This window comes from Arthrobacter sp. ok909 (assembly GCF_900104405.1).
Classification (GTDB): Bacteria; Actinomycetota; Actinomycetes; order Actinomycetales; family Micrococcaceae; genus Arthrobacter; species Arthrobacter humicola.
In genome coordinates this window covers 106995-132909 of sequence record NZ_FNJS01000013.1, presented here as the reverse complement: position 1 = coordinate 132909, position 25915 = coordinate 106995, and the positions used below count along the sequence as shown (strand labels likewise).

General features: G+C 63.6%; 21 protein-coding genes and 2 pseudogenes. 12 read left to right on the top strand and 11 right to left on the bottom strand.

Features of this window, described 5'->3' with window-relative positions:
• The 3 genes from BLR03_RS12605 to BLR03_RS12595 all read left to right on the top strand — a co-directional run.
• On the top strand, nucleotides 1-387 hold a 387-nt coding region (locus BLR03_RS12605; RefSeq protein ID WP_139184544.1), incomplete at its 5' end, for a sugar phosphate isomerase/epimerase family protein.
• Between the two features lie 235 nt (nucleotides 388-622).
• A complete protein-coding gene (locus BLR03_RS12600) occupies nucleotides 623-1597 on the top strand; it encodes an ROK family protein (protein ID WP_175460525.1) in 975 nt (324 codons plus the stop codon).
• 98 nt (nucleotides 1598-1695) lie between these two features.
• Nucleotides 1696-2742, top strand: a complete 1047-nt coding sequence (locus BLR03_RS12595) for a helix-turn-helix domain-containing protein (RefSeq protein ID WP_091253020.1) — start codon at nucleotides 1696-1698, stop codon at nucleotides 2740-2742.
• A gap of 184 nt (nucleotides 2743-2926) precedes the next feature.
• On the opposite strand, the gene BLR03_RS12590 is transcribed toward BLR03_RS12595, so the two are convergent.
• From BLR03_RS12590 to BLR03_RS12565, 6 genes and pseudogenes are all read right to left on the bottom strand, one after another.
• Complete coding sequence (locus BLR03_RS12590; RefSeq protein WP_091253018.1) at nucleotides 2927-3217, bottom strand: DUF4193 family protein; 291 nt, start codon at nucleotides 3215-3217, stop codon at nucleotides 2927-2929.
• A gap of 418 nt (nucleotides 3218-3635) precedes the next feature.
• Nucleotides 3636-4058 carry a hypothetical protein gene (locus BLR03_RS12585; protein ID WP_091253016.1) on the bottom strand — a complete coding sequence of 141 codons (423 nt, stop codon included), beginning with the start codon at nucleotides 4056-4058 and terminating at the stop codon, nucleotides 3636-3638.
• A 67-nt stretch (nucleotides 4059-4125) separates the two neighbouring features.
• Nucleotides 4126-5451 (bottom strand): sensor domain-containing phosphodiesterase, encoded by a 1326-nt coding sequence (locus tag BLR03_RS12580; protein WP_139184543.1) that lies wholly within the window; start codon nucleotides 5449-5451, stop codon nucleotides 4126-4128.
• A 301-nt stretch (nucleotides 5452-5752) separates the two neighbouring features.
• Nucleotides 5753-5971, bottom strand: a complete 219-nt coding sequence (locus BLR03_RS12575) for a hypothetical protein (RefSeq protein WP_091253012.1) — start codon at nucleotides 5969-5971, stop codon at nucleotides 5753-5755.
• 659 nt (nucleotides 5972-6630) lie between these two features.
• The gene (locus tag BLR03_RS12570) at nucleotides 6631-7533 is read right to left on the bottom strand and encodes an aldose 1-epimerase family protein (RefSeq protein ID WP_091253010.1); all 903 of its coding nucleotides are present in this window, start codon (nucleotides 7531-7533) and stop codon (nucleotides 6631-6633) included.
• A pseudogene (locus BLR03_RS12565) lies at nucleotides 7530-8159 on the bottom strand (L-arabinose isomerase); the annotation flags it as partial. The gene BLR03_RS12570 and the pseudogene BLR03_RS12565, both read right to left, overlap by 4 nt.
• 26 nt (nucleotides 8160-8185) lie before the next feature.
• Here BLR03_RS12565 and BLR03_RS12560 point away from each other — a divergent pair.
• On the top strand, nucleotides 8186-9133 hold the full coding sequence (locus BLR03_RS12560) for a hypothetical protein (RefSeq protein ID WP_091253009.1): 948 nt from the start codon (nucleotides 8186-8188) through the stop codon (nucleotides 9131-9133).
• 617 nt (nucleotides 9134-9750) lie between these two features.
• Here the strand turns inward: BLR03_RS12560 and BLR03_RS12555 are convergent.
• From BLR03_RS12555 to BLR03_RS12545, 4 genes and pseudogenes are all read right to left on the bottom strand, one after another.
• Nucleotides 9751-10995, bottom strand: coding sequence for an HIRAN domain-containing protein (locus tag BLR03_RS12555; RefSeq protein WP_254788451.1), 1245 nt, complete (start codon nucleotides 10993-10995; stop codon nucleotides 9751-9753).
• A 231-nt stretch (nucleotides 10996-11226) separates the two neighbouring features.
• Nucleotides 11227-11427: pseudogene (locus BLR03_RS25300) on the bottom strand (DUF4236 domain-containing protein); the annotation flags it as partial.
• A 453-nt stretch (nucleotides 11428-11880) separates the two neighbouring features.
• Nucleotides 11881-12915 carry an LLM class flavin-dependent oxidoreductase gene (locus tag BLR03_RS12550; RefSeq protein WP_091253005.1) on the bottom strand — a complete coding sequence of 345 codons (1035 nt, stop codon included), beginning with the start codon at nucleotides 12913-12915 and terminating at the stop codon, nucleotides 11881-11883.
• A complete protein-coding gene (locus tag BLR03_RS12545; protein ID WP_091253003.1) occupies nucleotides 12912-13577 on the bottom strand; it encodes an alpha/beta hydrolase in 666 nt (221 codons plus the stop codon). Before BLR03_RS12545 ends, BLR03_RS12550 begins: the two co-directional genes overlap by 4 nt.
• Before the next feature lie 1106 nt (nucleotides 13578-14683).
• Here BLR03_RS12545 and BLR03_RS12540 point away from each other — a divergent pair.
• The 7 genes from BLR03_RS12540 (at nucleotide 14684) to BLR03_RS12510 (ending at nucleotide 22253) form a co-directional block, all read left to right on the top strand.
• Nucleotides 14684-15472, top strand: a complete 789-nt coding sequence (locus tag BLR03_RS12540) for an SDR family NAD(P)-dependent oxidoreductase (protein ID WP_091253002.1) — start codon at nucleotides 14684-14686, stop codon at nucleotides 15470-15472.
• A 211-nt stretch (nucleotides 15473-15683) separates the two neighbouring features.
• A complete protein-coding gene (locus tag BLR03_RS12535; RefSeq protein ID WP_254788450.1) occupies nucleotides 15684-17012 on the top strand; it encodes a CaiB/BaiF CoA transferase family protein in 1329 nt (442 codons plus the stop codon).
• On the top strand, nucleotides 17009-18211 hold the full coding sequence (locus BLR03_RS12530; protein ID WP_091253000.1) for an acyl-CoA dehydrogenase family protein: 1203 nt from the start codon (nucleotides 17009-17011) through the stop codon (nucleotides 18209-18211). The genes BLR03_RS12535 and BLR03_RS12530 overlap by 4 nt, the downstream gene beginning before the upstream one ends.
• 59 nt (nucleotides 18212-18270) lie before the next feature.
• Complete coding sequence (locus BLR03_RS12525) at nucleotides 18271-19497, top strand: acetyl-CoA C-acyltransferase (protein ID WP_091252999.1); 1227 nt, start codon at nucleotides 18271-18273, stop codon at nucleotides 19495-19497.
• On the top strand, nucleotides 19497-20327 hold the full coding sequence (locus tag BLR03_RS12520; RefSeq protein ID WP_091252997.1) for an enoyl-CoA hydratase/isomerase family protein: 831 nt from the start codon (nucleotides 19497-19499) through the stop codon (nucleotides 20325-20327). The genes BLR03_RS12525 and BLR03_RS12520 overlap by 1 nt, the downstream gene beginning before the upstream one ends.
• A gap of 2 nt (nucleotides 20328-20329) precedes the next feature.
• On the top strand, nucleotides 20330-21217 hold the full coding sequence (locus BLR03_RS12515; RefSeq protein ID WP_091252995.1) for a 3-hydroxyacyl-CoA dehydrogenase family protein: 888 nt from the start codon (nucleotides 20330-20332) through the stop codon (nucleotides 21215-21217).
• Between the two features lie 136 nt (nucleotides 21218-21353).
• A complete protein-coding gene (locus BLR03_RS12510) occupies nucleotides 21354-22253 on the top strand; it encodes a LysR substrate-binding domain-containing protein (protein WP_091252993.1) in 900 nt (299 codons plus the stop codon).
• Nucleotides 22254-22280: 27 nt separating this feature from the next.
• Here BLR03_RS12510 and BLR03_RS12505 read toward each other — a convergent pair whose 3' ends face one another.
• Nucleotides 22281-24020 (bottom strand): helix-turn-helix domain-containing protein, encoded by a 1740-nt coding sequence (locus tag BLR03_RS12505; protein WP_091252991.1) that lies wholly within the window; start codon nucleotides 24018-24020, stop codon nucleotides 22281-22283.
• Between the two features lie 215 nt (nucleotides 24021-24235).
• On the opposite strand from BLR03_RS12505, the gene BLR03_RS12500 reads away from it, so the two are divergent.
• The gene (locus BLR03_RS12500; protein ID WP_091252989.1) at nucleotides 24236-25867 is read left to right on the top strand and encodes a flavin-containing monooxygenase; all 1632 of its coding nucleotides are present in this window, start codon (nucleotides 24236-24238) and stop codon (nucleotides 25865-25867) included.
• Nucleotides 25868-25915 lie beyond the last annotated feature (48 nt).

Sequence of the window (25915 nt, the reverse complement as noted above, 5' to 3'; positions counted from 1 at the left end):
CTGAACTGGGACCCGTCCCACTTCATGTGGCAGGGCATCGACCCGGTCTCCTTCATCTGGGACTTCAAGGACCGGATCTACCACGTGGACTGCAAGGACACCAAGCTGCGGCCCACCGGCCGGAACACCGTGATGGGCTCGCACCTGCCCTGGGGCGACCCGCGCCGCGGCTGGGACTTCGTCTCCGCCGGCCGCGGGGACGTGCCCTGGGAGTCCTCGTTCCGCGCCCTCACCGCGATCGGCTACGACGGCCCCATCTCCATCGAATGGGAAGACGCCGGCATGGACCGCCTCCACGGCGCCCCCGAAGCCCTCGCCGCACTCAAGAAATACGACTTCCCGGCCTCGAACACCTCCTTCGACGCCGCCTTCAGCACCAAGGACTAAAGTCATGACCGTTCCCCCTCGCGTTTCGGCGGGAGAGGTCTTCCAGCATTTTCGTGGCTCTCCACCGTTGACCCGGGCCCGACTTTCAGCCCTGACAGGCCTTTCGCGCGCCGCCGCAACAGACAAGATGAGAACCTTAGCGTCACTGGGACTCATCGGACTCACCAAGGAGGCGCCCTCGACGGGTGGCCGGCCATCCGCTCAGGATCGCCTCATGCCGAACGGCGGAGCGGTCATGAGCGTCCTGCTCGGGGACCGCGAGGCAAAGGTGCAGGCCTTCGACCTGTCGGGGCAGCCGTTGTCTGCTGCGAAGCGCGTGGAAACCGGCCGTGGCGGGTCTGCGGCGATCTTGGATTCCTGCCTGGCTGCGGCCTCTTCGCACCTGAATTCCAGAGACGCCATTCCCGTCCAGCTCGTAGCAACGGGCGTTGCCCTGGATGAAGATGCGCCGGATCTGGAATGGCCTGAATATTTTGGTGGCCGCCCGGTCGTCGTTGATTCCGTGCTGGGGGCCGTGGCAACAGCCGAGGCCCTGTCGCGAACCCCTCGTCCGCAAAACATGCTCTTCCTGGACGTGGGCAAGACCATTGACTGTGCCGTGCTCGTTCACGGTAGAACGCTGGGGGTTCTCAGGACGTCGAAGGGGGCTTTCGGGCACACGCCCGTGAAGGGCACGTCGGCGAAGAGCACGTCGGTGCCGGCCTGCGCCTGCGGCATTACGAATTGCCTGCAGGCCATCGCAGGAGAAGAGGCAATAATTGCGAGCCTGTCGTCGGACTCCAAAGACGAACCGGACGCGATCAGCGACGCTGTCCGGCGGGCCGATGCGGCTGCAGTCAGTGTCCTGCGACAGGCAGGTCGGGACATAGGTGACACCCTCTTAGGGAGCATCCACCTCCTTCGACCTGACGTCATCACTGTCAGAACCCGGTGGCTGGGTGCCACTGACTTGCTGCTGGCCGGCTTGAAGGAAGCAGTGTACGCCGGCGGCGCACCCGCTGTGACAGAGAATCTGGTGCTGGCGAGTTCCAGGAACAGGTCCCCCGCTACCGGGATTGCACTTCGAGCCATGGACGCCGGACTGGCGGTGGAACCAGTGAACCGCTTGCTGTCGGCTGCGCCTGGCCTCAGTGGACAACAGATCTGTCGGCCAGCGCCGCGCAAGTCTACCGACCATCAGCGGACGCACCTGCTGACCGGCCCCAGATAGAATCTATTGGCGATCGACGACCCGTACAACTCGATCACTCTCTCTGCTGCAGCGACGCGGCACATTGAATCTCGGATTAGCCAGAAGGTCCCAAGCCCATGGAAAACATATCTCGCGGCAACGTCGTTGCCGCCGGTCCGGACAGGGCACCGCAGGACCAGATCAGGCGCTACAGTGTTCCGGCCGGGTTGAGCCCCGAAGAAAAATTCGAACATTGGCGCAGCTGGTACGGCAGCGCCATTGATGCTCCTACCCGGTTGGAAAAAGCCGAAAAGCTAGTGCGACCGGGTTTCAATCCCACCGCACTGAGCCTGGACGGTCCCGGGTTCAGCCTTGTGGATGTCACGAATGAACCCGCCAGTTGCTACTGGAACGGGGATCCGAAGCCCAGCGACTGGCTTGTGTATTTCAGGACTTCGTGTGCCAAATTCAGCTTCTCGGGGCGCTCCGAAGCCGTCTCTCCCGGTACAGTCAGGTTCTTTGATCTTTCGTTGCCGGGCAACTTCTATGCGCCAGCCGGCTTCAGCGCGGTGCGGCTCCACTTCGACCGAGGGCTGCTGGGCTTGGACGACAGATCAGTTAAACGGCTGCAGGGGTTGGCCGACATCAGAGAAAACCCGATTATGCGTGGGCTGATTCTTCCGGCCTTGTCCGGCTGGCAGCGGTCGGGCATAGCGCAGGAGATGCAGCGTCTCCAACCGGTCGTCCGGTCGATGATGACGGCCCTGGTCGGTTCGTTGCTCGAGACCCCGGCCGATCCCGGCGACCTTAAGCTGGCCCGCATCGTGGCGATCAAGAAGTTCGTGCGCAAGAACTTCAGAAACCGTGCCCTCACTGTTGACGAGGTCGTGGCCTACTCATTTCTTTCACGCCGGGCCCTTTACTACCTCTTCGAAGACGAAAGGCTCCAAGTGAGCGGGCACATCCGCGCCGTGCGGACCTTGGAAGCCCTAGAGCTCCTCGCCGAAGCAACCGCCTGGAAACGCTCTCTGACGGACATAGCGGGCGCCAGCGGGTTCACAAGCCCACAAGCCATGCGGCGTGCCATTAGGGAACTTACGGGGCTCTCGCTCAGGGAGGCGCAGGAGAAACCGGAACTCCTGCGGATTCGAGCCGCCGAATTGAGGAAACTGACCGAGCTGTGAACCGGCCGGACAGAATCCCGTCTGGTATCTCGTGCCACGCTTTCGCCGGGCTTCCTTACTGTCGCGATATCTGATGCGTCCCACACGACCCGTTTGCTTCGGCTTGCTCGCGGCCGGCGGCATCCAAAACCTGGGGCGTTCATTTGACGCCCTCACAGGTGCCTGGCGCTCCCCACCCAAATGTCTATCCTTCGCATTCCAAGCAGTAGGCGCGGCCGTTCGTTTCGCGGAAGATTTGGGAACGGTGCCGGACCAGAAAGCAGGAGTAGCAGGTGAACTCGTCCTCGGCCTGGGGGACAATCCGCACGATCAGTTCCTCGGCGATAAATTCCCAGCCAGAGGCGATGGCGTCGGCCTCATCCAATTCACGGACGATGCGGCGTGCACCCAGGGTGCTTGCGGATTGGAAGGCTTCGAGGGAACCGTTCTGTGCGTCCTTGAGGTCGGAGCGTACTTCGTCGTAGTCGATTACCACTTACGTCGTTCTCTTTCTGTCGTTCGTATCTGCCCGGGTGGAAACACGGGCCCACCCCGCGGCACATGCGGCACGTTCGCTGGGCCAGCGTCCAATCGAAGGGGACTCGGCCGTCATGGATTTCGGGGACCAGGGGCCATACTGCGCCCCACGGAGGAGGATACGAAGCGGGCGCGTTCCTTCTGGTCATCCCTGTAGCTCCTGACGATGCCGTGGCCTTCCCCATGGCCGAGCCGTGAAATTACGATCGGGCCTGCGGACAGGGCGACCCGGAGGATCTCTCCGGTGATCCTCTTCCCCAGCGACAGTGCTTCGATGGATCCGTGCGGGGCATCAAGGAGTGTTCGCGAGCCGAGGCCGGACGCTTCGATGACGAGAAGGCGCCTGGTCGTGAGGACGACGTGCCCTGCGGTCTCATTCAGGTGCCCCGCCCCGATAGCTCGGACGGTTTCGTCTCGAGCCAGCGCGCGAACGATGACACGTAACGTGGTTGGTCCCCCAAGGAGAGACCCGCCCTCAACGCGGCGTCCTCGAGCCCGTGGTAATACATGACACCCTCGGGCAGCTTTTCCTCGATACTGACCAGATGATCGTGGTTCAGCGGGCCGGAATTTCCTGTCCAGGCTATGTCTGCCCCACGCGCGGACGGCCGCACGGTAGCGGTAAGCCTCGCGGCTCGGCGTCGCTTGCGGAGGGAAAATGGTATCTCGATATTGATACGGTCCTCATCGAAGAACGTAGCCCTGAAACCTGATTCAACCCCAGCACCGCGGATATGGTCCCGGGCGGCCTCTGCACCTGTAAGCATCGTCCAAAAGACGGTTTCGGGAGCTGATGTCATTTGAATACTTTCCGTATAGTCGTGGGAACATTGGTCGGGAGTCTGGCCCTGCTCCGAGGGATCGGCCCTAGGTATCGTCATTTCCAATCGTTGACGACCGGTTCCCCTGTCTCCAATGGGACCAGTCCGCCGGAAGCACAGATGGTCGTCCCAAGAGATAGCCTTGCCCGGTGTTGACTCCCAGCTCAGTTACCGTGGCCAGTTCTGAACTGGTTTCGATTCCCTCGGCGACAAGACTTGCCCCGATTTGTGAGGAGAAACTGACCATCGCCGCGCACAGGGCTCTCTGGTTGGGGCTGTCGTCGATTCCCGCCACGATTGTCCGGTCAAGTTTGATCAGCTCCGGGCTGAGCCTCAGGATGTGGCGCATGCACGAGAACCCGGCGCCGACGTCGTCGATAGCTATACGTAGCCCAGCGCTTCTAAGTGGGGCCAGTGCTGCGGCGAGACGCGCATAGTCAGCCACGGCTGAGCGCTCAGTCAGCTCCACGACGATTCGCACGGGTTTCAGACCGGAATCCCTCACGATGTCACTGAGCCTCGGATCAAGGCAGGCCGCCGGCGAGACATTGACAGCAATATGGAGATGGGCGGGAAGATCCGCTGCGGCGAGCATCGCCGTTTCCAGGGCAAGGAATTCGAGTTCGAGGCCCCGCCCGATTGAATCCGCCTCGGCGAACCATTGATCCGGAGACCTGAAGGGAGAGCTGACGAAGCGAGTGAGCGCTTCGGCACCGACAATCTCGCCGGTTCCCAAATTACGGATCGGCTGAAACGCCGTGATCAATGTCCGGGTGGCGAACAGGCGATCGAGGCGCGCCCTGACTTCCTGGTCCGCCGGGCTCTCTGCCTTGGAGAGATCCAGCGGCCGCGCGATTCCCTCGAATCCTGATCCTCGGCCGTCCATGTCGAATCGGCGGCGGCCGACGACCTCAACGCTCAGGCTCCGCCCGCCCCGGTGGCGGGCGGAAAGCAACAGCCCTTCCCGGCCCGCACGTGCATCTGGTTTCCGGGCGGTCTTGAGTTCAGCAAGGTCGATGATGAGACTGCACGGGCGTCCCACCAGTTCGGAGGGCTCATAGCCTAATAGTTCCCGACTTGCGCGGCTGGAGAAGGTGAACCGGCCGTCGGCTGCGACGGCCCAAAGCCACTCCCGGGATGTGCTCAGGACAGTCTCCATGAAGCTGGCGGTAGTTGATGCCTCGATCCGATCGCGGCGCTGTTGCCGAATAAGGCTCCAGGCGGCATGAAGGACGACCGGAAGGAGCAGGACCGAGGCGATCGTGGATATCCTCGCGGGGACCCCCCGGTCGTCCCACGGCTCAAGACCAAACAGGAGAGGCAGGAGCACTGACATCGCCGATACCAGTTCGAGGGACAGAACGGCCAGCAACCATCGACCACCCGGTGTTGTCCGGGGCTGGCCGCTGTCAGTCGACGCTGGATAGGCGAGCAACGGCCGTCGACGAAGTGATCTTCCCATGAACGCGTTATGCCGCTGCATTGGTCGTGAGGGCAGTGTGGTGAAGTATCGCGTCTGGTGACATGCGGGTCTTCTTCTTCCGTGCTCGATTCGGGTACTGGTCAGCTGGGGTCAGCATCGGCAGATGTCCGTCCACGGCATGCCGTGACGCGGGAGGGCATATCCAGGATCAGGCTGCCTTCACATCGTTCTTGCCAGCACTGTCCCGGTCTTAGGCGAGATCGCGTTCCTGAGTGATGCCGTAGGGAACTTCTGGGCTCAGATTTACTGTGAACGAGGTCGGTCCATGGCGGGTCACGAGAATTCCGTGACTGCCTTCCCTGAGAGCCCCTTCCCGAGCCAATTTCTCAGCGGCATCGAGGCGTTCGGCGATCAACTGGGGCTCGTCTCCTGTGACGTGATAAGTAGGCCCGGTGGCGACGGTGATCATGGGTCGTTCCTGTTCTGGTAGCACTCATATGCAGTTCGCTCTCGCGGCCGGCATCCCCCGGACCGGAGCCACGCATGCGGCACGGAAAGGTCTTTATGGGTCGCGGGGCCGGGCCTTGACGGCACGAACGGCCCAGCCCTTCCGGCCGGAGTTGCCCCGCCGAAAGCTGTGAGACCGCTTTCAAAAATCCTACGGTTGCTGGTCGTGCAAAGAAGGGCGGCACTGTTCCAAAGTGTGCATTCTTTGATCCCGGACCGATCACTTCGTGCAGGAGTCTCGTCAAGCGAGCCTGGGTCAGTGTGCGTCCCTATGCTCTGGACTCGATCTCAGGGAGGTCTTCCGAGTCCGGGGCCTCTGGCCCCTGCCACTTAGGGATTCTGGTCGCAGACTGGTCGGTCGCCTGACAGCTCGCCACGGAGCCGAGGCGGATGACTCAGAGTTGTCCACGGTCGACGGCCGATCTATGACCCCTTCGGTCCGTCGGCTCAGTCCAGTGACGCGGTGCGCCGGCCCCTACGGGAGTTCTCTTGCCAACCTCGGCGGCAATATCTCGTAGGTGCAGGAGGCGACGGCGGTGTGACGTCATCCCGCAATTCGGGCCGCTGCGTCACTCCGGTCCGGAGGCAGCGCTCTGCCCAGTGCTCGGTGGACTCGTCCGGTCAGGAAGCGAAGATGCTCCATGACGCTTCATGGGACGCTCCGGGTTGGAGCCGCACCAGGTGCTGGCCGCTGTTGAATGCATCTGGCGGGCAGGTCATTGGTTCGACGGCCAATCCCAGCCGGTTAGGCGCAGGGTGCTCCTTGTCAGCCGTATGAATCTGCAGCCAGGGGCAGCTGCGGTCCCACGCCATGCCCACTCCGGTCCCGCCGGGATCCCGGATGACCATCCTGGAGCCGCCGTCGGCGTCGAAGGCAATCTCAGTGAAGGCGTGGTCAATCTTCGTGGCGCCGATCATTCGCGGAGTGCGGAAGTCGAATTCGTGGTCGACGACCGTGCGGAGGGCCACGGGCAGCAACCGTTCGGGCGTGACCTCAAGAAACTTCCGCGCCGGGACCTCGAGGGTCCATTCATCCAGCGGCGCCGGTCCTGCGAGCAGGTAGGGGTGGGGGCAAACCCCGTAGGGAGCGGTATTGCCTCCGATGTTGGTGGCCGCGACGGTCGTGTGCAGGCCGTCCACGTCCAGCCGGTAGCTGGCGGTGAGTCCGACCGTGAACGGATAGCCCGGCCCCGGCTCGATGGCGCAGGAGAGCTTCACGGCGGATTCCGTTGAGGATTCCAGCTTCCAGTCCAGCTCCGGGGTGAAGCCGTGCAGGGCGCACTGCCGGCCGGCCTCGTTGACCGGGACCTGGTAGTCCGCGCCGTCAAAGGTGTACCTGCCGTCGGGAATCCGGTTCGGCCAGGGCGCAACGATGACGCCGCGGAAGTCGGGGTTGGGCCCGCCGGCCGGGAACGGGACGATCAGGTCCCGTCCCCGGAACTGCAGTTCCCGCACCGCGGCTCCGCGTGCGGTGATGACGGCGGTGTAGTCGCCGTGCCGGAGCCCGTATTCGGTGCCGGTCACAGGCCGCCGGCCAGTTTGTAGTAGGCGGCGTTCCAGGCCAGTTCCTTCTTGAACCCCCGGAGGGTGGTGCCGTCGTCGATGGTGAGCAGTTCGGATTGGGCGATTTCGGCGAAGTCCTCGAAGACGTCCATGCCGACGGCGGTGGACAGCACGGTGTGGTGCGCGGCCCCGGCGGTCAGCCAGGCGGCGGCGGAGGTGGCGAAGTCCGGTTTGGGTGACCAGAGGGCGCGGGCCACCGGCAGGTTGGGCAGCGGCTGGTCGAGGTCCACGACGTCCACGGCGTTGGCCACGAGGCGGAACCGGTCGCGCATATCGGACAGGGCCACCACGACGCCGGGTCCGGCGTCGGTGTCGAAGACCATCCGGACGGGGTCTTCCTTGCCGCCGATGCCCAGCGGGTGGATTTCGACCCGGGGTTTGCCTGCGGTCAGGGATGGGCAGACCTCGAGCATGTGGGCGCCCAGGATTTTTTCCTGCCCCGGGACGAGGTGGTAGGTGTAGTCCTCCATCAACGAGGCGCCGCCGGGCAGTCCGGCGCCCATGACCTTGGCGGCGCGGACCAGGATGGCGGTCTTCCAGTCACCCTCGGCGCCGAAGCCGTAGCCGTCGGCCATGAGCCGCTGCAAATCCCGATGGACGTCTGTCGGCTGCGGTGGTGGCCCTTGGGGCGACGGTCGCTGAAACCACAAGGGCGTTCACGGCTATCGAGGGCACTTTCCTGTCCACGGCCGTGGGTGCTGACGGCAACACTGTCTGGCGCTTCCACCACCCTACGATCCGAGAGGGGTTTGCGGCTTCCGTTGCTCGCGACATCTCGACATTGTCGGTCTACCTCGAAGGCATGACGACAGACGAGCTAGTCTCCGGGCTCGATTGCGGCGGGCCGAACCAGCGAGGAACCTTGGTTCAGGTTCCGCCTACGATGTACTCGTTGGTCGCCCCGCGTGTTCCCGTTCCCGATGGCCGCGAACTGTCAGGAAGCCCGCGCGCATGGTTCCTCCGGACCCGGTGCTCTGACGAGTTCTTACGCTTGTGGGCGGAAGCACATGCAGACGCGTTGGCCGGCATGGCGGATTTCGGGATGATGGTCGAAGCTGTGTGGCAACCGGGCGTTCTCAGCCGGCTTCAGCAGGCTGGTGCCTTGCCCGAAAACGTCCGCCGCGAGGCAGTCGAGCGGATCGTCGAGTACAGCATCGACGGCCTCGACCCCGCGTGGGCTAACTCTGACCTCAAGGGTCTGTTTGTGCCAGAGGAGTATGCCGACCTAATCCGTCGAATAGAGGAGGAGGTGCTTCCAAATCTGGAGGATCGTATCGATGAACACGTGAGTTCGATCATCAGCAGTATGACTAAGGAAGAGCTGTACCAGACTCCCCGGGACTACGTAGAGGCTATTCGGCAGGCATTCGACGGACGTCACGACATCTTTATGCGCTGCAACGACATTGACCAGCACATCAGCGAGCGTGCCTACTCTGACGAAGAGGAGGATGAGTCCTGGGCGCAAAGTTCAGGGCTAGCAGCCCCGGCGCGTGGGTCTACATCAACTGAAGCGGGCAGCCTGCGCGACCCGTTTGAAGATGTCGCCGCCGGACACTGATTCCTTCGTAAGGGCAGTCCCATTCCAGTCCAGTCCAATAAGAGCACTAGCTGATTGCATGTCGCCATTGCCTGCCCCTTGACGAAGCGAAAGGGACGTCTGGCGCGGTTCAGAACCTCCGCCCTCCCCGGCTACACCGGCCGTTGCCTGCGTCGCGCCCCTTTTAGAGAAAGTCAAGCTTTGTCAACAGCAAGAAGACAAAAAGCCTATGACATGCGAAAACACTGTGCCCGAGGTGGGACTCGAACTGCATTCCAGCCCTTGCTAACACTGGGCTCCCGCGGAAACATGCGGAATCCGGCCCACTCCGGCCCACAAACGCCCCGATACGAAGCTCGAAATGTGCACAATGTACACACCCCGAAAACTCAGCCAGCCGGACGGTTACACACCCAATTCCCGGACGGCAAGGAGCTTGGCGATCGAAGCGCTACTGGAACTCGCTCAGCCAGCACACTGGACGAAGGTCCGTGTCCGGTACATGGCCAGGAACCACAGCGGTTCCGAAAGCCATACCAGTCGCCTCGGGATCGGGGATCCCATTCCCAAAAATCAATCCCTGGAGTTCTCATTGCCCACTGGCACGTCTTTTTGATCGGAGCTGTCCGGGGTGTCTCCTATGTAGCGTAAGCCGGCGGGACCTCATAGTCCGTGGCCCACGGAAGGAGCTTTGGGGCGGGGTGTGGACCGCTGGACAGCCAGTCGTTGCTGATCTCGGTGGCCCTGGCGGCGTGCACAACGAGCTGGGCAGCGAGGGCTGAGCCGGTGATTTTTGCGTAAGCGAGGGCTGTTTCCCCGATGGTTTCGGTGTGCTCGAGAAGCGGCAACAGATGCGCCGAGGTGACGTTGCTAAGCTCACCGACGCGTTCACCTTCAAGCCGGACTTCGACGAATGGACGCTCGGCACCGTTCTTAAGTGTGCGGATCGCCTTGTGCAGACTGACGATCAGGAGACAGACCCCCTCCGGCGGCACGTAGTTGAAAAGTATGTCGAAATGGTCCTCCTCCTTGAGGACTTGAATCGCCAAACCCCACGGTACAAGAGTGGTGACGCCCGTCGGGGCTTCGTTGAGCGGCGCGATCAGCTCCGGCTCAGGCAGTGCGACCGTGACTCGGGCTTGGAGCCGATCGCCGCCGTCGTACGACCAGATGCGAGCCGTCGTAACCGCAGTGAGCCCACTCGCAATAATTCTCTTGAGAGGTTGAGCGTAGCGGATCGCGTCTTCCCCACTGAGATAGCCGAGGACCTGGCTCCGCCAACGAACGCTGATGGCATTCGTGTCATACGGGTTATCCGGCTCGGCGACCAATTCCACCTGAACGCCTTCGACTTCACTGTCGCTCCGTGCAGCGATCGGCGCCCCACTGCCGCGCACCGCGGCTTTAATCGCCTGGCTGTACGCGTGCTCGCCCACGACTTCGACATTCGGCCATTCCGATCGGCCGAGCGACACGCGATACAGCCCCCGGCTTGAGGAAACGGGGCGACTGACCGGCGAAATTGGTGCCCGAGCCTCAGAGGCGACCCGCGTTGGGGCGGCGTGATTCACCTGGGCCTCCATCTGGACATCAGGAACCGCGATTCCTTGCACGCCGCTGACTGGACTCACCGCCCAGGTCGCGTCCTCCCACGCCTGCCTGTCACGGCGTCGCTTCCGAAGAAGGAACATCAGCCCGACAATCCCCGCGGCCAGCAGGAACCCGGTAGGTGAGGATACCGTCACGATCAGCAGCAGAACCCCGAACATGGTCCACTGGGCAAATGTCCCGGCCTTCTCTAGGCTCGGCACGCCGCGGCCGCCGGCGTTCAACGTAGCCTGGCTCTGACCCAGATACTCCAGGACGCGCGCCGCCTGTCCCAAGGTTAGGTGCATCAGACTCGGGCGCTTGCCCGTTCCGCGTGCTACGGCCGCACGAACGAAGTTACGCTGGAACTTCGACGCCGCGGCCGTCCCATCGGTTGAGAGGAGTCCCCGCCATGTCTCGTCGCTGATGGTCTGACGCGCAGCCTGCGGGCGAGCCGGTTGGGACCCCCGGGTAGCAGGTCTCTGTGTCGGCCGGCGGCCAGAGCGGGTGGTCACATACGAGGCGCCCGTTCCAGGGATCCTCACCGTGCTCGTCGTGCGGCCTGTCGTGGACTTCGTTACCCGGAACGGGCCTGCCCCGATGCTCGCACTCACCCCGCGCTTCGACGCCGTGATTCGTACAGGCCCGAAACTCTTCGACTTGCGGTAACGGAACCCCAACTCGCACCCCCCAAAATAAGCAATCACGAGGAAGCACTCGTCCCCCATGAGGGAGATTCTAAGCCTCTAAGAGGGGCGCATGGGAACCAGTCCCGTCAGACACAAAAAAGAGACGGTCTCATCGACCGACCCTAGGACACGAAGTACTGGGGCGGACAATTGCCTCATCGGCCTTCAGCCGAGTCAAACCGACGTGCCGCTGGGTAGCGGAACGGAGGCAGGAGCCGTCCGTGACGCGCTTAAGAATGTCAATCTGAATCCCGCACAATAGGGACCTCGCCGTCATGCAGGGCGTCAGGGCAACCGAACGCGTCGTCACCGACGTCGTCGGTAAGGGAAATTCCCCACCGCAGGCCACCTCGCTTCCTACGCGGGCCTGTTCCAGGTCCCCTGGCGGGTCCGGATCTTTCGCCCGCGGGAACCCGTCCTCCCGCAGAGGCAGCACGGAGCGGAGCGGGTGCAGCACCACTTTGTCGTTGTTCGGATATCGCGGAGGTGTCCCTATTGCTTCAGCGCCGCCCGGACAGCGGGCAGCACCTCGGTCGCCAGCATCTCGATGGAGCGCAGGGTCGCCGCCTGGGACAAGCCGCCCAGGCCAACCTGGGCGAGGAAGCGGGTGTGGCCTAAGATCTCGTGCTCCCAAAGGATCTTGTCGACGATTTCGGCCGGGCTGCCAGCGAAGAGCGCACCGCGCGGGGCCGCCCAAGCCTCGAAACCTGCGCGATCGAGCCGCCCGGTGCGTGGCATGTTCTGGTGGATGTATGACGAATAGTGTGGGAAGAACGTGTCCTTCGCTCCCTGCGAGGTCTCCTCGACGTAGAAATGCGACGTCACGCCGATCCGCCCCGGCATCTGGCCCGCCTGTGCCGCCGAGCGTCGATATAGTTCGGCCAGGGGTCCGAACCCCTCCGGGCGCCCGAGGATCGCCAGGTATAACGGCAATCCCAGCCTTCCGGCACGCGCCGCCGAGGCCGGCGTACCGCCGACCGCAGCCCAGATCGGCAGGGCGGCCTGGGCCGGGCGCGGCCAAATTCCCGCGTCCGTCAGCGGGGGGCGGGTGGTTCCGTTCCAGGTGACGGGGTTTTCGTCGCGGATCCGCAGCAGGAGCTCGAGCCGGTCCTCGAAGTACTCGTCGTAGCGCTCCAGCCGCTGGCCGAAGAGCGGGAAGGACTCCAGGTAGGCGCCGCGTCCGGCGGTGATTTCGGCGCGCCCGGCACTGATGAGATCCAGCGTTGCGAAGTCCTCGAAGACGCGGACAGGATCGGCGCTCGAGAGGACCGTGACGGTGCTGGTCAGGCGGATTCTCTTGGTCTGCGCGGCTGCTGCGGCCAGCAGGACCGGGGGGGAGGACACCGCGAAGTCCTCCCGGTGGTGCTCGCCGACGCCGAAGACGTCCAACCCCGCCTCGTCGGCAACCCTCGCCCATTCAAGGATGTCGCGGGTGCGCGCACCTGCATCCATGGGCTTCCCCTCAGCATTGCGGGTGAGCTCGCCGAAGGTGAATATCCCGATCTCGAAGGGAACGGTGACGCTCATGCGCGTGCCACCGCTTGAGAACCGACCTCAACGGCGAGGAAGTCGCGGACGTCTTCGAGCATGGGTGTGTTGATGCCGTGTGCCAGCCCTGGATACACCCGCTCGATCAGCGAGGTGTGCTGTGGGAGGTACTCGCTGCTACGGATAATCGCCGCGGGGGCGATGACCCGGTCGTCTGAGCCTCGGCCCCAGAACAGGGCTGGTCGGCTGCCGCGCAGTGTCTCGTCGCCCGGCTGTGGTGCGCCCAGCACGAATCCGCCCAGCACGAATCCGCCCAGCACTACGGGCGCCAGCACCCGTTCGGGCCGCGCCCGCAGCAGCTGGCTAGCCATGAGCCCTCCCTGCGAGAACCCGATGGGCACAATGCGGGTGCCGGGGTCCACGTTTGCCTCGACCCAGTCCCAGATGGCGTCGGTTGCATTCTCCACAGCCCTGGCCGCCGGGTTTCCCGGGGTGGTGATCGAGAACCATGCCGCGCCGCCGTTGCCAAGCTCAATCGGCGCCCGCAGGGATGCCCAAGGCAGGTCTAACCCAAGCGCGGGGCCTAGCGAGCCCAAGTCGTTCTCGTTGGAGCCGAAGCCATGCAGGAAGAGTGCGGCCGCATAGGGAGCCGCCTCAACGGTCCAGCTTTGCGAGCGCACGTCGCGCAGTGTGGTGTTCATTCGAAGGGTCAGCTCCTTGGGTCAGGGGAATCCGGGATCCGGGGGTGCGGCTGGTGGACCGCGGAGATTGGAGGACGGTATGGAACGAAGGGCCGTCACCGGCCACCGGCACGGCAGCGGGCAGCTCACTGGGTTCAACGATACACGGATTACTTGCAGCTTCAACTATATAGTGCCGGCCCCGCGCATTACCGGATCCCCGGCGCACGGCGACGCGGGCTCGCGTTGCCGAGTCAGCATGGGCTTGGAATTCGTGGAGGTGGCGCCACATCCGCAATCCTAGACAACCATTAGTCGTCGGAAGTCTGAAGCAAGTAGGCCCGCGGCTTGAATGCGTTCCGCCCAGTTGCCATCGGCACCTCCGGATGATCCATCAGATCATCCCACCGGCACCAGCGGCACAGACACGCCAAGCCAGCGACGGCATGGGCGCAGCCAGCTGGTCCCGCGGAAACGCCCAGCCGGCGGCCTGTGATACGGGTCGGTAGGCACGAGAAGCAGCTGACAACGTGTGGTCCAGCACAGCCCTGAACGAGAATATCCGGAGGCAAACGCACCGGAACGGGCATCCGGTGGGCTCCGCACAGGACACGACGTCCTTGATTTCGGAGGGCAAGAGGCCGTGCGTGGGCGGACCAGACCCAGGGGTAGGGACGCGGCGGACGGAGTGTCCTGGGCACCCTAGGCCCGGCGCGGCAGGGCCCGGGCAGTAGCGAAGGTCTGTTCCACTCGGCGACGGCAAGAAGGGCTGATCCGTTTTCACGCTGGCCGACTGAGACCAGCCGAAGCGGGCGCTGATCATGTGGCCCCGAGAGCTCCGCCTCTACCTAAACCGCGGCCTCGCTGGTCTGCTCGATCGCGACAGACGGGGGCGGAGTTCGCCACGGTCCCGTATTTATGCGTGCGGGGTATCAATGGGACCCAAAATAGGTATTTCCCTTTGATAAGTCACGCCGCCTACCTTAGGAACACCGCAACGCAATCCCGGATGCAGCGCAAAGACGCCTGTCCGGTGAATGACAGAAACGAACGGTGCGCGGTCCGGCGTCGGCGCCCCTCATGTGTTAGGCGCCCCCTCGGACCTCGAAAAACAAGGAGGTTAGTTCATGGCAGGACGTGTTGACGGCAAGCGGATCCTTATTACGGGCGCTGGAAGCGGTATGGGGCGGGCTATTGCCCGGCGCTTGGCCGCAGAAGGAGCAAGGTTAACAATTTTCGACCTCAACGCCGAGGCAGCCGCAGAAACAAGAGATGAACTCACATCGGCGGGTGGGACAGTCATCGCGGCTTCAGGGAATGTCGTGAACAGAGAGGACGTCGCAGCTGCCGTCGCCGCAGGAGTGGAAGCATACGGCGGCCTGGACGTAATGTTTTCAATCGCCGGCATTATCCGTCCAATGCACTTCCTAGACGTGACGGAGGAAAACTGGCGTTCGACGCTGGACGTGAACGGCCTCGGGTCGTTGATCTGTCAGCAAGAGGCCGCGAAGCAGATGATCTCCCAGGGCACGGGCGGCAAGCTGGTTCTCACGTCTTCGATCGCAGGTCGCCAGGGTTACCCGAACTTCGCGCCCTACTGTGCGAGCAAGTTCGCTGTCAACGCGCTGGTGCAGGCGGCGGCAAGGGCACTCGCTGAGCACGGCATCACGTGCAACGCTTTCGCTCCCGGCGTCGTCGACACGCCCTTGTGGCGCAAACTCGACCTGGACCTAATGGAACTCGGGGACACGTCGGCGCCGGGGCAGGCCTTCGCCGAGTTCTCGGGCGGCATTCTCGCCGGTCGCGCCGGGACGCCTGAGGACGTGACCGGCACAGCCCTCTACCTCGCCTCAGACGACTCCGACTACATGACAGGCCAAGTTGTCATGATCGACGGCGGGATGGTCCTCGTCTGAGGAACTAAACCATGCGGCCGTAGATATCAGCCGATCCAAGCACCCCGGACAACTTCCGGGGTGCTTGGCGTGTTTTCTCCTGATCTCAACAGAAGGGAGACTCGGTTCGATTATTACCTCTGGAGCAACAATACTCATCCTAATAAGTATTGGACTGGAGGTAATTCCGGTGGCATCGTTGAATGCATCGACGACGATTCCGAGGAGAGCCGTGACGACCGAAACAAGCCCCAGGACTGCCTGGCCGCAGGATGCCGGATCCGAGTCCGCGCCGGAGCAGTCCCTCACCAGCGAGGAGCGGCCCTCCACGTCAGACATGTTCGGCCGTACTGGTACCGGACCTCTGTCCGGGTTGCTCATCGCGGACTTCGGACGCGTGCTGGCCGGCCCCTACTGCACCATGCTGCTGGCGGACATGGGCGCAACCGTGGTGAAGATCGAGAGCCCCGACGGCGACGAAACGCGCACCTGGAAGCCTCCGGTCCGCGACGGCCAGTCGACGTACTACCTGTCGATCAACCGGAACAAGGGATCGATCAGCCTGGATCTCCAGGATGCGGAGGACCGGGACATCGCCCAGGACATCGCCAGGCGGGCGGACGTCGTGGTGGAGAATTTCAAACCGTACGGGCTGGACCGGTTTGGCCTCGACTACGATTCGGTCGCAGCGGGGAATCCCAAGGTCATCTATGCCTCCATCACCGGATTTGGAACGGCCGGCGGGGCGTCGCTGCCCGGATATGACCTGCTGGTTCAGGCGTCGTCCGGCCTGATGAGCCTTACCGGAGCGCCGGATACACCGGCGTTCCGCTCCGGCGTAGCCGTTTTTGACGTGATCACCGGCCTGCACGCAGCCATCGGGATTCTCGCGGCGCTCCAGGAGCGTCAACGCAGCGGGCGGGGCCAGCGCATCGAAGTCAACCTGATGTCCTCCGCTCTCTCCGGGATGGTCAACCAGACAGCGGGCTACCTGCTCAGTGGCAGCGTTCCCACGAGGCTCGGCAACGAGCACCCCAGCATCTACCCTTATGAGCCTCTGTCCACAGGGGACGGCGACATCGTCATCGCCATCGGCAACGATCCCCAATTCCGTCGGCTGTGCCTGGCTCTGGATGTGGCGGTCCTTAGCGACGATGCCCGGTTTTCAACAGCTCACCAGCGCAGCCTGAACCGTGAAGAGCTGCGGCCGCTGCTACAGGAAGCGCTCGGCAGCCGCAGCTCGTCCGAATGGTTCGAGGTCCTCACGGAGGCGCGAATCCCCTGTGCCCCGATCAACGACGTCGGACAAGGCCTTGAATTCGCCGAGCGAATAGGGCTGAATCCCGTCGTCGACGTCGGTGTTGGCACTGAGACCCTGCCTGGGATCCGCAACCCCATCACGTTCTCGGAAACTCCTGTCAGCTACGACCTCATCCCACCGGATCACGACGCGCACCGCGAGCCAATTCTCGAATGGCTTCGATCGGCACCCCGGAACCCCAACCCGCCGTCGCCGGTATCACCGAAATTCAAGCAGGCTCAACAAGGGAAAGTTCAATGACCACCACCACCGACCGCCAGAGCGCGACGTCAGATTACTTCCGCCTGGATGACGACCTCACCCCCGAGGAGATCGGAATCCGGAACAAGGTCCGCGAGTTCGCCGAACAGCGTGTCCTGCCAGTCATCAACGACTACTGGGAAAAGGCCGAATTCCCGGCGGAACTGCTGCCGCCGCTGGCCGAACTGGGCATTATCGGCACCACCATCCAGGGCTACGGATGCCCCGGAATGAGCCGCAAAGCCGCCGGCATGGTGGCCCGCGAAATGGCCCGCGCAGACGGCAGCCTCAACACCTTCCTCGGCATCCACTCCAACCTGTGCATGGGCGCCCTCAACATTCTCGGCAGCGCCGAGCAGCGGGAACGCTGGCTCCCCGCCCTGGCCAGAATTGAAAAGACCGGCGCCTTCGCACTGACCGAGCCCGAGCACGGCTCGGACTCCGTCGCCCTGGAAACCCGGGCCCGGCGCGACGGGGACCACTGGGTCCTCAACGGCCACAAGCGCTGGATCGGCAACGGGCATGTGGCCGATGTCATCGTCCTGTTCGCCCGCAACACCGACGACGGAAACGTCAACGCCTTCGTGATTGAAAAGGACGACGACGGCCGGTACCCCGCCGGCTACTCCCCCACCGTGATCACCGGCAAAGTGGGCAAACGCGCCATTCTCCAGGCCGACATCGTCATCGAGGAGATGCACCTACCGGCCAGCAGCCGGCTGGAAGGGTGCCACTCCTTCCGCGACGTTTCCCGCGTCCTCCAGGCAACCCGCGGCGGTGCCGCCTGGGAGGCCGTCGGGCACGCCATGGCGGCCTTCGAAATCGCCGCCGACTATGCCCAGACGCGCCACCAGTTCGGCAAACCCATCGCGTCCTACCAGCTGGTCCAGTCCCGGCTGGCGAACATGCTGAGCGAACTCACCACGATGCAGTTGCTGTGCACGCGCATGGCCGAACTCGCGGACCGGGGCCAGCTCACCAACGCCCAGGCCTCAATGGTCAAGATGGCCACCTCCCAGAAAGGCAAGTGGATCTGCAACGAGGCCAGGGACCTGCTGGGCGGCAACGGACTGCTCCTGGAAAACCACGTCATCCGCCACATGACCGACATGGAAGTTGTCTCCACCTATGAGGGCACCGACTCCATGCAGGCCCTGATTGTCGGCCGCGACATCACCGGCATCTCCGCCTTCAACTGAACCGGCTGATCCTGACACTGACCAACCCGGACAGCGAAACGAATAAAGGAAACCCAAACATGGCTGAAGCCTTTCTGATCGGCGGCGCCCGGACACCCGTGGGCCGCTACGGCGGCGCGCTCTCCTCCGTCCGGCCGGACGACCTCGCGGCACTGACCGTGCGGGCCGCCGTCGAACGCGCCGGCATTGACCCTGGCGTGGTGGACGAAGTGATGCTCGGCAACGCCAACGGTGCCGGAGAGGAAAACCGCAACGTCGCCCGCATGGCCTGGCTGTTGGCGGGCTACCCGGACAGCGTGCCCGGCATCACCGTCAACCGCCTGTGCGCCTCAGGCCTGTCCGCCATCATCATGGCCAGCCATATGATCAAGGCCGGCGCTGGAGACATCGTGGTCGCCGGGGGCGTCGAATCCATGAGCCGCGCCCCGTGGGTCATGGAGAAACCCGACAAGGCCTTCGCCAAGCCTGGAGACATCGTGGACACATCCATCGGATGGCGTTTCGTCAATCCCGCCTTCCTCACAGGACAGCACTCCCGCGACGGCAAGACATCATTCTCGATGCCGGAAACGGCTGAGGAAGTGGCCCGCGTCTTCGGCACGTCCCGGGACGACTGCGACGCCTTCGCCGTCCGCTCGCACGAACGCGCGCTGTCGGCCATCGCGGCAGGCCGCTTTACCGCGGAAACAGTTCCGGTCACCATCACCGGGCGCAAGGGTGTCCAAACCGTCGTCGACACCGACGAAGGTCCTCGGTCCGGGACCACCATGGAGGTCCTCTCCGGGCTCCGACCCGTCGTCAAGGGCGGCTCCGTAGTCACCGCGGGCAACGCGTCCTCCCTCAACGACGGCGCCTCCGCAATCGTCATTGCTTCCGAGGCGGCGGTGAAGAGGTACGGGCTGACGCCGCGGGCCCGAATCCTCGAAGGGGGTTCTGCCGGTGTGGCTCCGGAGATCATGGGAATCGGCCCCATCCCTGCGACGCGCAAGGTGCTTGAACGCGCCGGCCTGACGGTGCGTGATCTGGGTGCCGTGGAACTCAACGAGGCCTTCGCCTCGCAGTCGCTGGCGGTCATGCGCGAACTCAAGCTGGACCACGACACCGTCAACGCCGACGGCGGCGCGATCGCCCTGGGACACCCGCTCGGCTCCTCGGGGTCCCGGCTCGTCGTCACCCTGCTCGGGCGCATGGAACGTGAACTGGCCGGCAACGTCCGCAAGCTCGGCCTGGCAACGATGTGCGTCGGCGTCGGCCAGGGCACCGCCCTCCTTCTGGAGGGAGTGTAATGAGCACTCAGCAAACCCACGACGGGTTGGGCACTTCGCCCGACCAGAAATCCGCGGATCTCGACGCCACCGCCTTCACTGCACTCCTGGTTTCCGAGGATGATGACCGCATCCACGTCCGCCTGCACCGCCCGGAGGTGCGCAACGCGATCGATGCGAACATGGTCCGCGAGCTTCACATCGTCTGCGCGCACCTGGAAGCGGCGCCCAAGATTTTTATCCTGTCGGGAACACCGGAGAACCAGGAGACGGGAACGAAGGCCGTCTTCGCTTCCGGCGCCGACATCGCCCAACTACGCGAACGCCGTCGGGATGACGCTCTGGCAGGCATCAACTCCTCGCTCTTTGAACGCGTTGCGAAGCTGCCCATGCCGGTCATCGCGGCCCTCGACGGACACGCCCTGGGCGGGGGCGCGGAGCTGGCCTACGCCGCTGACTTCCGGATCGGCACGGCCGCATTGCGCCTGGGCAACCCGGAGACCGGCCTGGGAATCATGGCCGCGGCGGGTGCCACGTGGCGGCTCCGCGAACTCGTCGGAGAACCGCTGTCCAAAGAGATCCTCCTCGCCGGCCGCATCCTGACAGGCGAGGAGTGCCTTCAGGCCGGGCTGATTTCAGAACTGGCTGAACCCGGGAAACTCCTGGCGGCAGCCCACTCCCTGGCAGACCGGATCGCGAGTCAGGACCCCCTCGCGGTGCGTCTGACGAAGGCCGTTTACCACTCCCCGCGGGAGGTCCACCCCCTCATCGACACGCTGGCTCAGGGCATGCTCTTTGAATCCCAGGCCAAATATGACCGCATGCAGCAGTTCCTGGAAAGGAAGAAGTAGCCATGACAAATACCAACGAAACATCCCTGAGAACCCCTTCCGGCCTCCTTCCGGCCACAGTCGGCGTTCTCGGCGGCGGCCGCATGGGGGCGGGAATCGCCCACGCCTTCCTGATCAATGGTGCGAGGGTCCTAGTCGTCGAGCGCGACGAGGACGCTGCCCGGGGTGCTCGGGACCGCGTCGCGGCCTCCGTGGCGGCGTCATTCGACCGAGGCGTGCTCGAGGGCGACCGCGCCGAAGTTCTACACAGGTTTGCGACGAGCGTCGACTATGCAGGCTTTGCCTCCTGTGACCTCGTCGTCGAGGCCGTTCCCGAGGATGAAAAGCTCAAGGCGAACGCGCTCAGCGCCGTGGCTGCTCAGCTTGCCCCGCATGCCTACCTGGCGAGCAACACGTCGTCCTTGTCGGTCAGCAGGCTGGCCGAATCGTTGCCGCGGCCGGAGTCTTTTTTGGGTCTGCATTTCTTTAACCCTGTCCCCGTGTCCACTCTCATTGAAGTCGTCGTTGGCGAGAAGACCTCGGAGGGCACCGTCGCGGCTGCCCGGCGGTGGGTGTCCGGGTTGGGCAAGACCGCCGTCGTGGTCCAGGATGCACCCGGCTTCGCGTCCTCCCGCCTCGGCGTTGCCATCGCGCTGGAGGCCATGCGGATGGTCGAGGAGGGGGTCGCCACCGCCGAAGACATCGACAACGCCATGGTCCTGGGCTACAAGCATCCGGTAGGGCCGCTCAAAACCACGGACATCGTAGGCCTGGACGTGCGCCTTGGCATCGCCGAGTACCTGCACTCAACCCTGGGCGAACGCTTCGCACCGCCCCAGGTCCTGCGCGCCAAAGTCACGGCCGGCGAGCTCGGACGCAAGAGCGGCAAGGGCTTCTACGACTGGAAATGAACACGGGACAGCCCGACGGTCCCTTCCCGGGCATCGATAGTTCGCCCCCGAAGGTTCGACCATTGTTGCCGTCAGGCATCACAAAGGCGAGCCAGTGATACTGTTGAATCAATAATGGCGGACGAGGGGCGGAATCATGGACGTGGGCCAACTCAGGGCCTTCCTGGCCGTGGCAGAGGAACTCCATTTCGGGCGGGCCGCCGAACGGCTGCACATCGCCCAGCCACCGCTCAGCCGCACTATTAAGCAGCTCGAGTCCGAGCTCGGGACGCGCCTGCTGGATCGAAGCACCCGTTCCGTGAAGCTCACCTCCAGCGGGCAGGCGCTCTTGGCACCGGCCGCCGAAGTGCTGGAGGCCCTCCGCCGCGCCGAAGAGGCCGTACGGTCCGCCGACAACGGCGAGTCCGGACTCGTCCGGATCGCCTTTGCCGGAGTCTCCACCCACCCGATTGTTGCCCGGCTCGCAAGGTTGATCAGGTCCAATCGGCCCGGGATTCAGCTCGAGCTGTCCAGCCAGAACTTCGCCCAGCCAGCCATGAAAAAGCTTGTTGAGGGCGACACCGACCTCGCCCTGGGGCGCTGGGATGTCATCCCCCCGGTGGTTTCCTCGCGTGTGATCATGAAGGACTCGCTTGTCGTGGCCCTGCCCGACACACACGTACTGGCCGGCGCTCGTCGGCTTTCCATCGCGCGGCTTGCCGGCGACGGCTTTATCTCACTTCAGCCTTTCGAAGGTGCAGTCCTGCCCGACCGGCTCAGGCGGTTGGCGCACGACAACGGATTCGTCGCCGACATCGTTCAGGTGGCGCCCGACACCCAAACTGCACTGGCCCTGGTCAGTGCAGAAGTCGGATGCCATCTGACGCTGGCCTCTGTCGCCCGAAGCGCGACGGACCCGCACATCGTGTTCGTCCCGCTGGAGGACGCAACCGCCGACGTGGATCTGAGGGCAGCATGGCGCCGCGACGACGCAAGTCCGGCTCTTAAGGCCGTGCTGGAAGAAGTCGGCAGCCTAGATGAGACCAGCCTGGCCTAAGACTTGCCGATCCAGCCGTCTGCAGAATCAGATCGAACCCTCGCCCGTATCAAGGCCAAGCTGGCGCAGTCGCCGATACAGGGTTGACCTGCCGATGCCCAGGAGGGCGGCAGCCTCGGATTTGTTGCCTCCAGCAGCATCGAGCGCCTTGATGATGGCCCCGCGCTCCGCAGTCTCGATCATGCTCATGTGACGTCGTGGGGGTGCCTGCTGCAAATGTTTCGGTAAGTGCCGGCGTTCGATGACTGAGCCTTTCGACTCCCCGATCAGCCCGGCCACAGTGTCAGCAAGTTCGGCGATATTACCGGGCCAGTTCCACTGGACCATCGACTGCAGAGCAGCCGGCGAGATGGTGTGCCGGGATTCAGGATCAACAACGTTGAGGATGGCCTTGACCAGACCGGGAATCCTTTCCGGGGTCAGAGCTAGAGCTTCCGTGTGCTCTACTGGTCCTGTGGTGTCGATCCACGCCTGAACGGCCGGCGCGGCCTGATCGCGCGAGGATGTCAGCAGAAGGCTGCTGACGCGCTGCCCGGCGGTCCGCGCCGTCCGGTGCGAATCGACAAGTCTGGCAATGTGGATGACTTCCGTCGCGGCCATCTCCTCCAAGCGCCGGATCAGCACATCGACGCCATCTGCCAAGAGGTCCTCGATGGTCGTCCATGGAATGGCCGCCTCCGCGGATGCAACAAACACTTCAAAACGTGCTGTGCTTCCCTGCTTCGTGCGCAGTCTCCCGGCGACAGTGGCCCGTCCGGATCCGCGCGGTCCATCCACAAGAACAACTGCCGGCGCGGCCGCACTTGGGGCCAGCGCATATGCGCCCACTCCCTGGACCGGAGCGGACACGGAGGGTCCGGGTTGGCGATCCGATGCTTCACTCAGATCGGAGAAGTGCACCACGTAGTGCTCGCGCGGACCGTCGACCACCCTCCGTGCCGTGACCTCGTAGGGGGTACCGTCCAGTTCACGATGCAGCGTGCTGCTGGAGGACCAGTTGTGGGAATTGAGCAGTTCCCAGAGCATGACGTGCGATGCAACGCTGACGTAAGGCAAACCCGGCGTGTTAGCCAGGATGGACTCCTGATCCATCACAACTGTAGGACGCTGCGAGCTGCTGAAGCGCATGAAAGACATCGCCAGCGCGAGATCCTGAGGCCGGGAGGATACCCGGAATCTCTCCTCGATCTGTTGGCTGATCTCTCGCGTAAGCGACAGCATAATTGGACTGGCAGCTTCGAGCGGCCCTCCGAGTGAGACAGAACCAACGACAAGACCGGCCGGCGTATATACCGGCACAGCCGCGCACGCCAGAGCGGCCAAGGCGTCATTGTAGTGTTGACTCCCCTTGACGAAAACCGGACGTTTTTCAACCATCGACGTCCCTAAGCCGTTGGTCCCGATAGAGTCTTCCGAATAATCGAACCCCTCTGCCGCGTGCATGCTGTCCAGACGGCGTCGCTCACTGTTGTCACTCGTTCGCCGGGCAACGATGCTGCCGCCCCGGTCGCTGAGGAAGAGAGTAGTCCCGGTGTCGGCCAACTGATGCTGCCAGCGGTCGAGTACGGGCAGAGCAGCCCGGCACAGCAGGGAGTCCGTATCCACGTCGTGATAGCGCTGGGACGGGACGGAACTTTCGACTGCGCTGCTGATAGATCGGCGCCAGCTTCGCACAATCAGGTCGGGCACCGCATTGTTTGGTCCAAAGTGACCAGTGAGGCCAACGCGAATCAAGTGCTCCCGCGCTTCCCGCACCGGGTCGGACATAATCGCTCCTTCGCAACGTCGGCTACCTGCCCGGATGCCGGACGTCGGCACTCTTCTGCAACCGGAATTATTGCTGATGTGGTATCAATGGCGACTTTTCCGGCCGTACGGGTGTGTCCCAAATTGGGACACAGGGTCCTTGTTGTGCCACCACAGACTGGTAACTACAAAGTGAATTATCTCACAGAGCCCTAATAGTCGGAGGAAAAGACATCATGGACAACGCCGTCCCCGAGAAGATCTACCAGCTCGACGCACTCGTCGTCGGAGCAGGCTTCGGTGGAATCTACATGCTGCACAAGCTGCGCAACGAACTGGGTCTCAACGCGGTCGCGATTGACCGCGCAGGAGGCGTAGGCGGGACCTGGTACTGGAACAAGTATCCCGGCGCCCTCTCGGATTCTGAGAGCTTCGTCTACCAGTATTCGTTCGATCGCGAGCTGTATAAGCAGACTCCGTGGAACACCAAGTATGTGCCCCAGCGCCAGATTCTGGCGTACTTGAATGGTGTTGTTGACCGTTACAGCCTCCGCGAACACATTCAACTCGAAACCGGCATGACTGACGCTGAATTCGACGAGTCCGACGGCATTTGGACAGTGCGTACCGACCGGGGTGTCACGTTCAAGTCCCGGTTCCTCGTTACCGGCCTCGGCCTGCTCTCTGCGACGAATCTGCCCAAATTCCCGGGGATGGAAACGTTCCAGGGCCGACTGGTGCACACGGGAGCCTGGCCCGAAGACCTGGATCTGGCTGGCAAGCGGGTAGGGGTAATCGGCAACGGCTCCACCGGCAACCAGGTGATTACGGCCAGCGCACCCGTCGCGGCTCACTTGACCTCGTTCCAGCGCACCCCGCAGTACAGCGTGCCGGCCGGCAACCGCGAACTTACGTCGCGGGAACAGCAGGCGCACCAGGAGAACTTCGAGGCCAACTGGGACCAGGTTCGGAACTCGTCCGTCGCCATGGGCTTTGTAGAGAGCGCCGTCCCGACCTTTAGCGTCTCCCCGGAAGAGCGCGAGCGCATTTACCAGCGGACCTGGGAGGAAGGCGGAGGGTTTCGCTTCATGTTCGAGACCTTCTCGGATATCGCCACTGACCCGGCCGCCAACGAAGAAGCGGCGAAGTTCATCCGCCGGAAGATCGCCGAAATCGTGAAAGATCCGGAAACCCGGCGAAAGCTTACCCCGACGGACCTCTACGCCCGCAGGCCGCTTTGCGATTCCGGTTACTACGAAACATTCAACCGTTCAAACGTTTCCCTGGTGAATGTCAAAGAGAACCCGATCGAGAAGGTGACGGAACAGGGCATCGTCACGGCCGACGGCACCCTGCACGAACTTGACGTCCTCATCTGCGCCACCGGCTTCGACGCTGTGGATGGCAACTATGTCCGAGTCAATATTCGCGGCCGCGGTGGCGAAACGCTTAAGGAGCACTGGGCCGACGGCCCCACCAGCTATCTCGGCATGGCAACCAACGGCTTCCCCAATATGTTCATGATCCTCGGCCCCAACGGCCCCTTCACGAACCTTCCGCCCTCGATCGAAGCCCAGGTCGAGTGGATCAGCGAAACGATCAGCCACGTTTCGACCTCCGGTACCGGCTGGCTCGAAGCCAAGGCCGAGACTGAGGCCGACTGGACGGAAGCGTGCTCAGATATCGCCCACCAGACACTCTTCCCCCAAGCCGCCTCGTGGATCTTCGGGGCTAACATCCCCGGCAAGAAGCGGACGGTCATGTTCTACCTCGGTGGCATAAAGCAATACCGTTCCATCCTCGCTGAGGAAGCCGCGGACAAGTACCCGAACTTTATGACCGCGGCCGAATCGCTGACGCCGGCCTGATCAGCACCACACGACCCGCTGCCCGGGACGGACAGTAGACCCCTACCC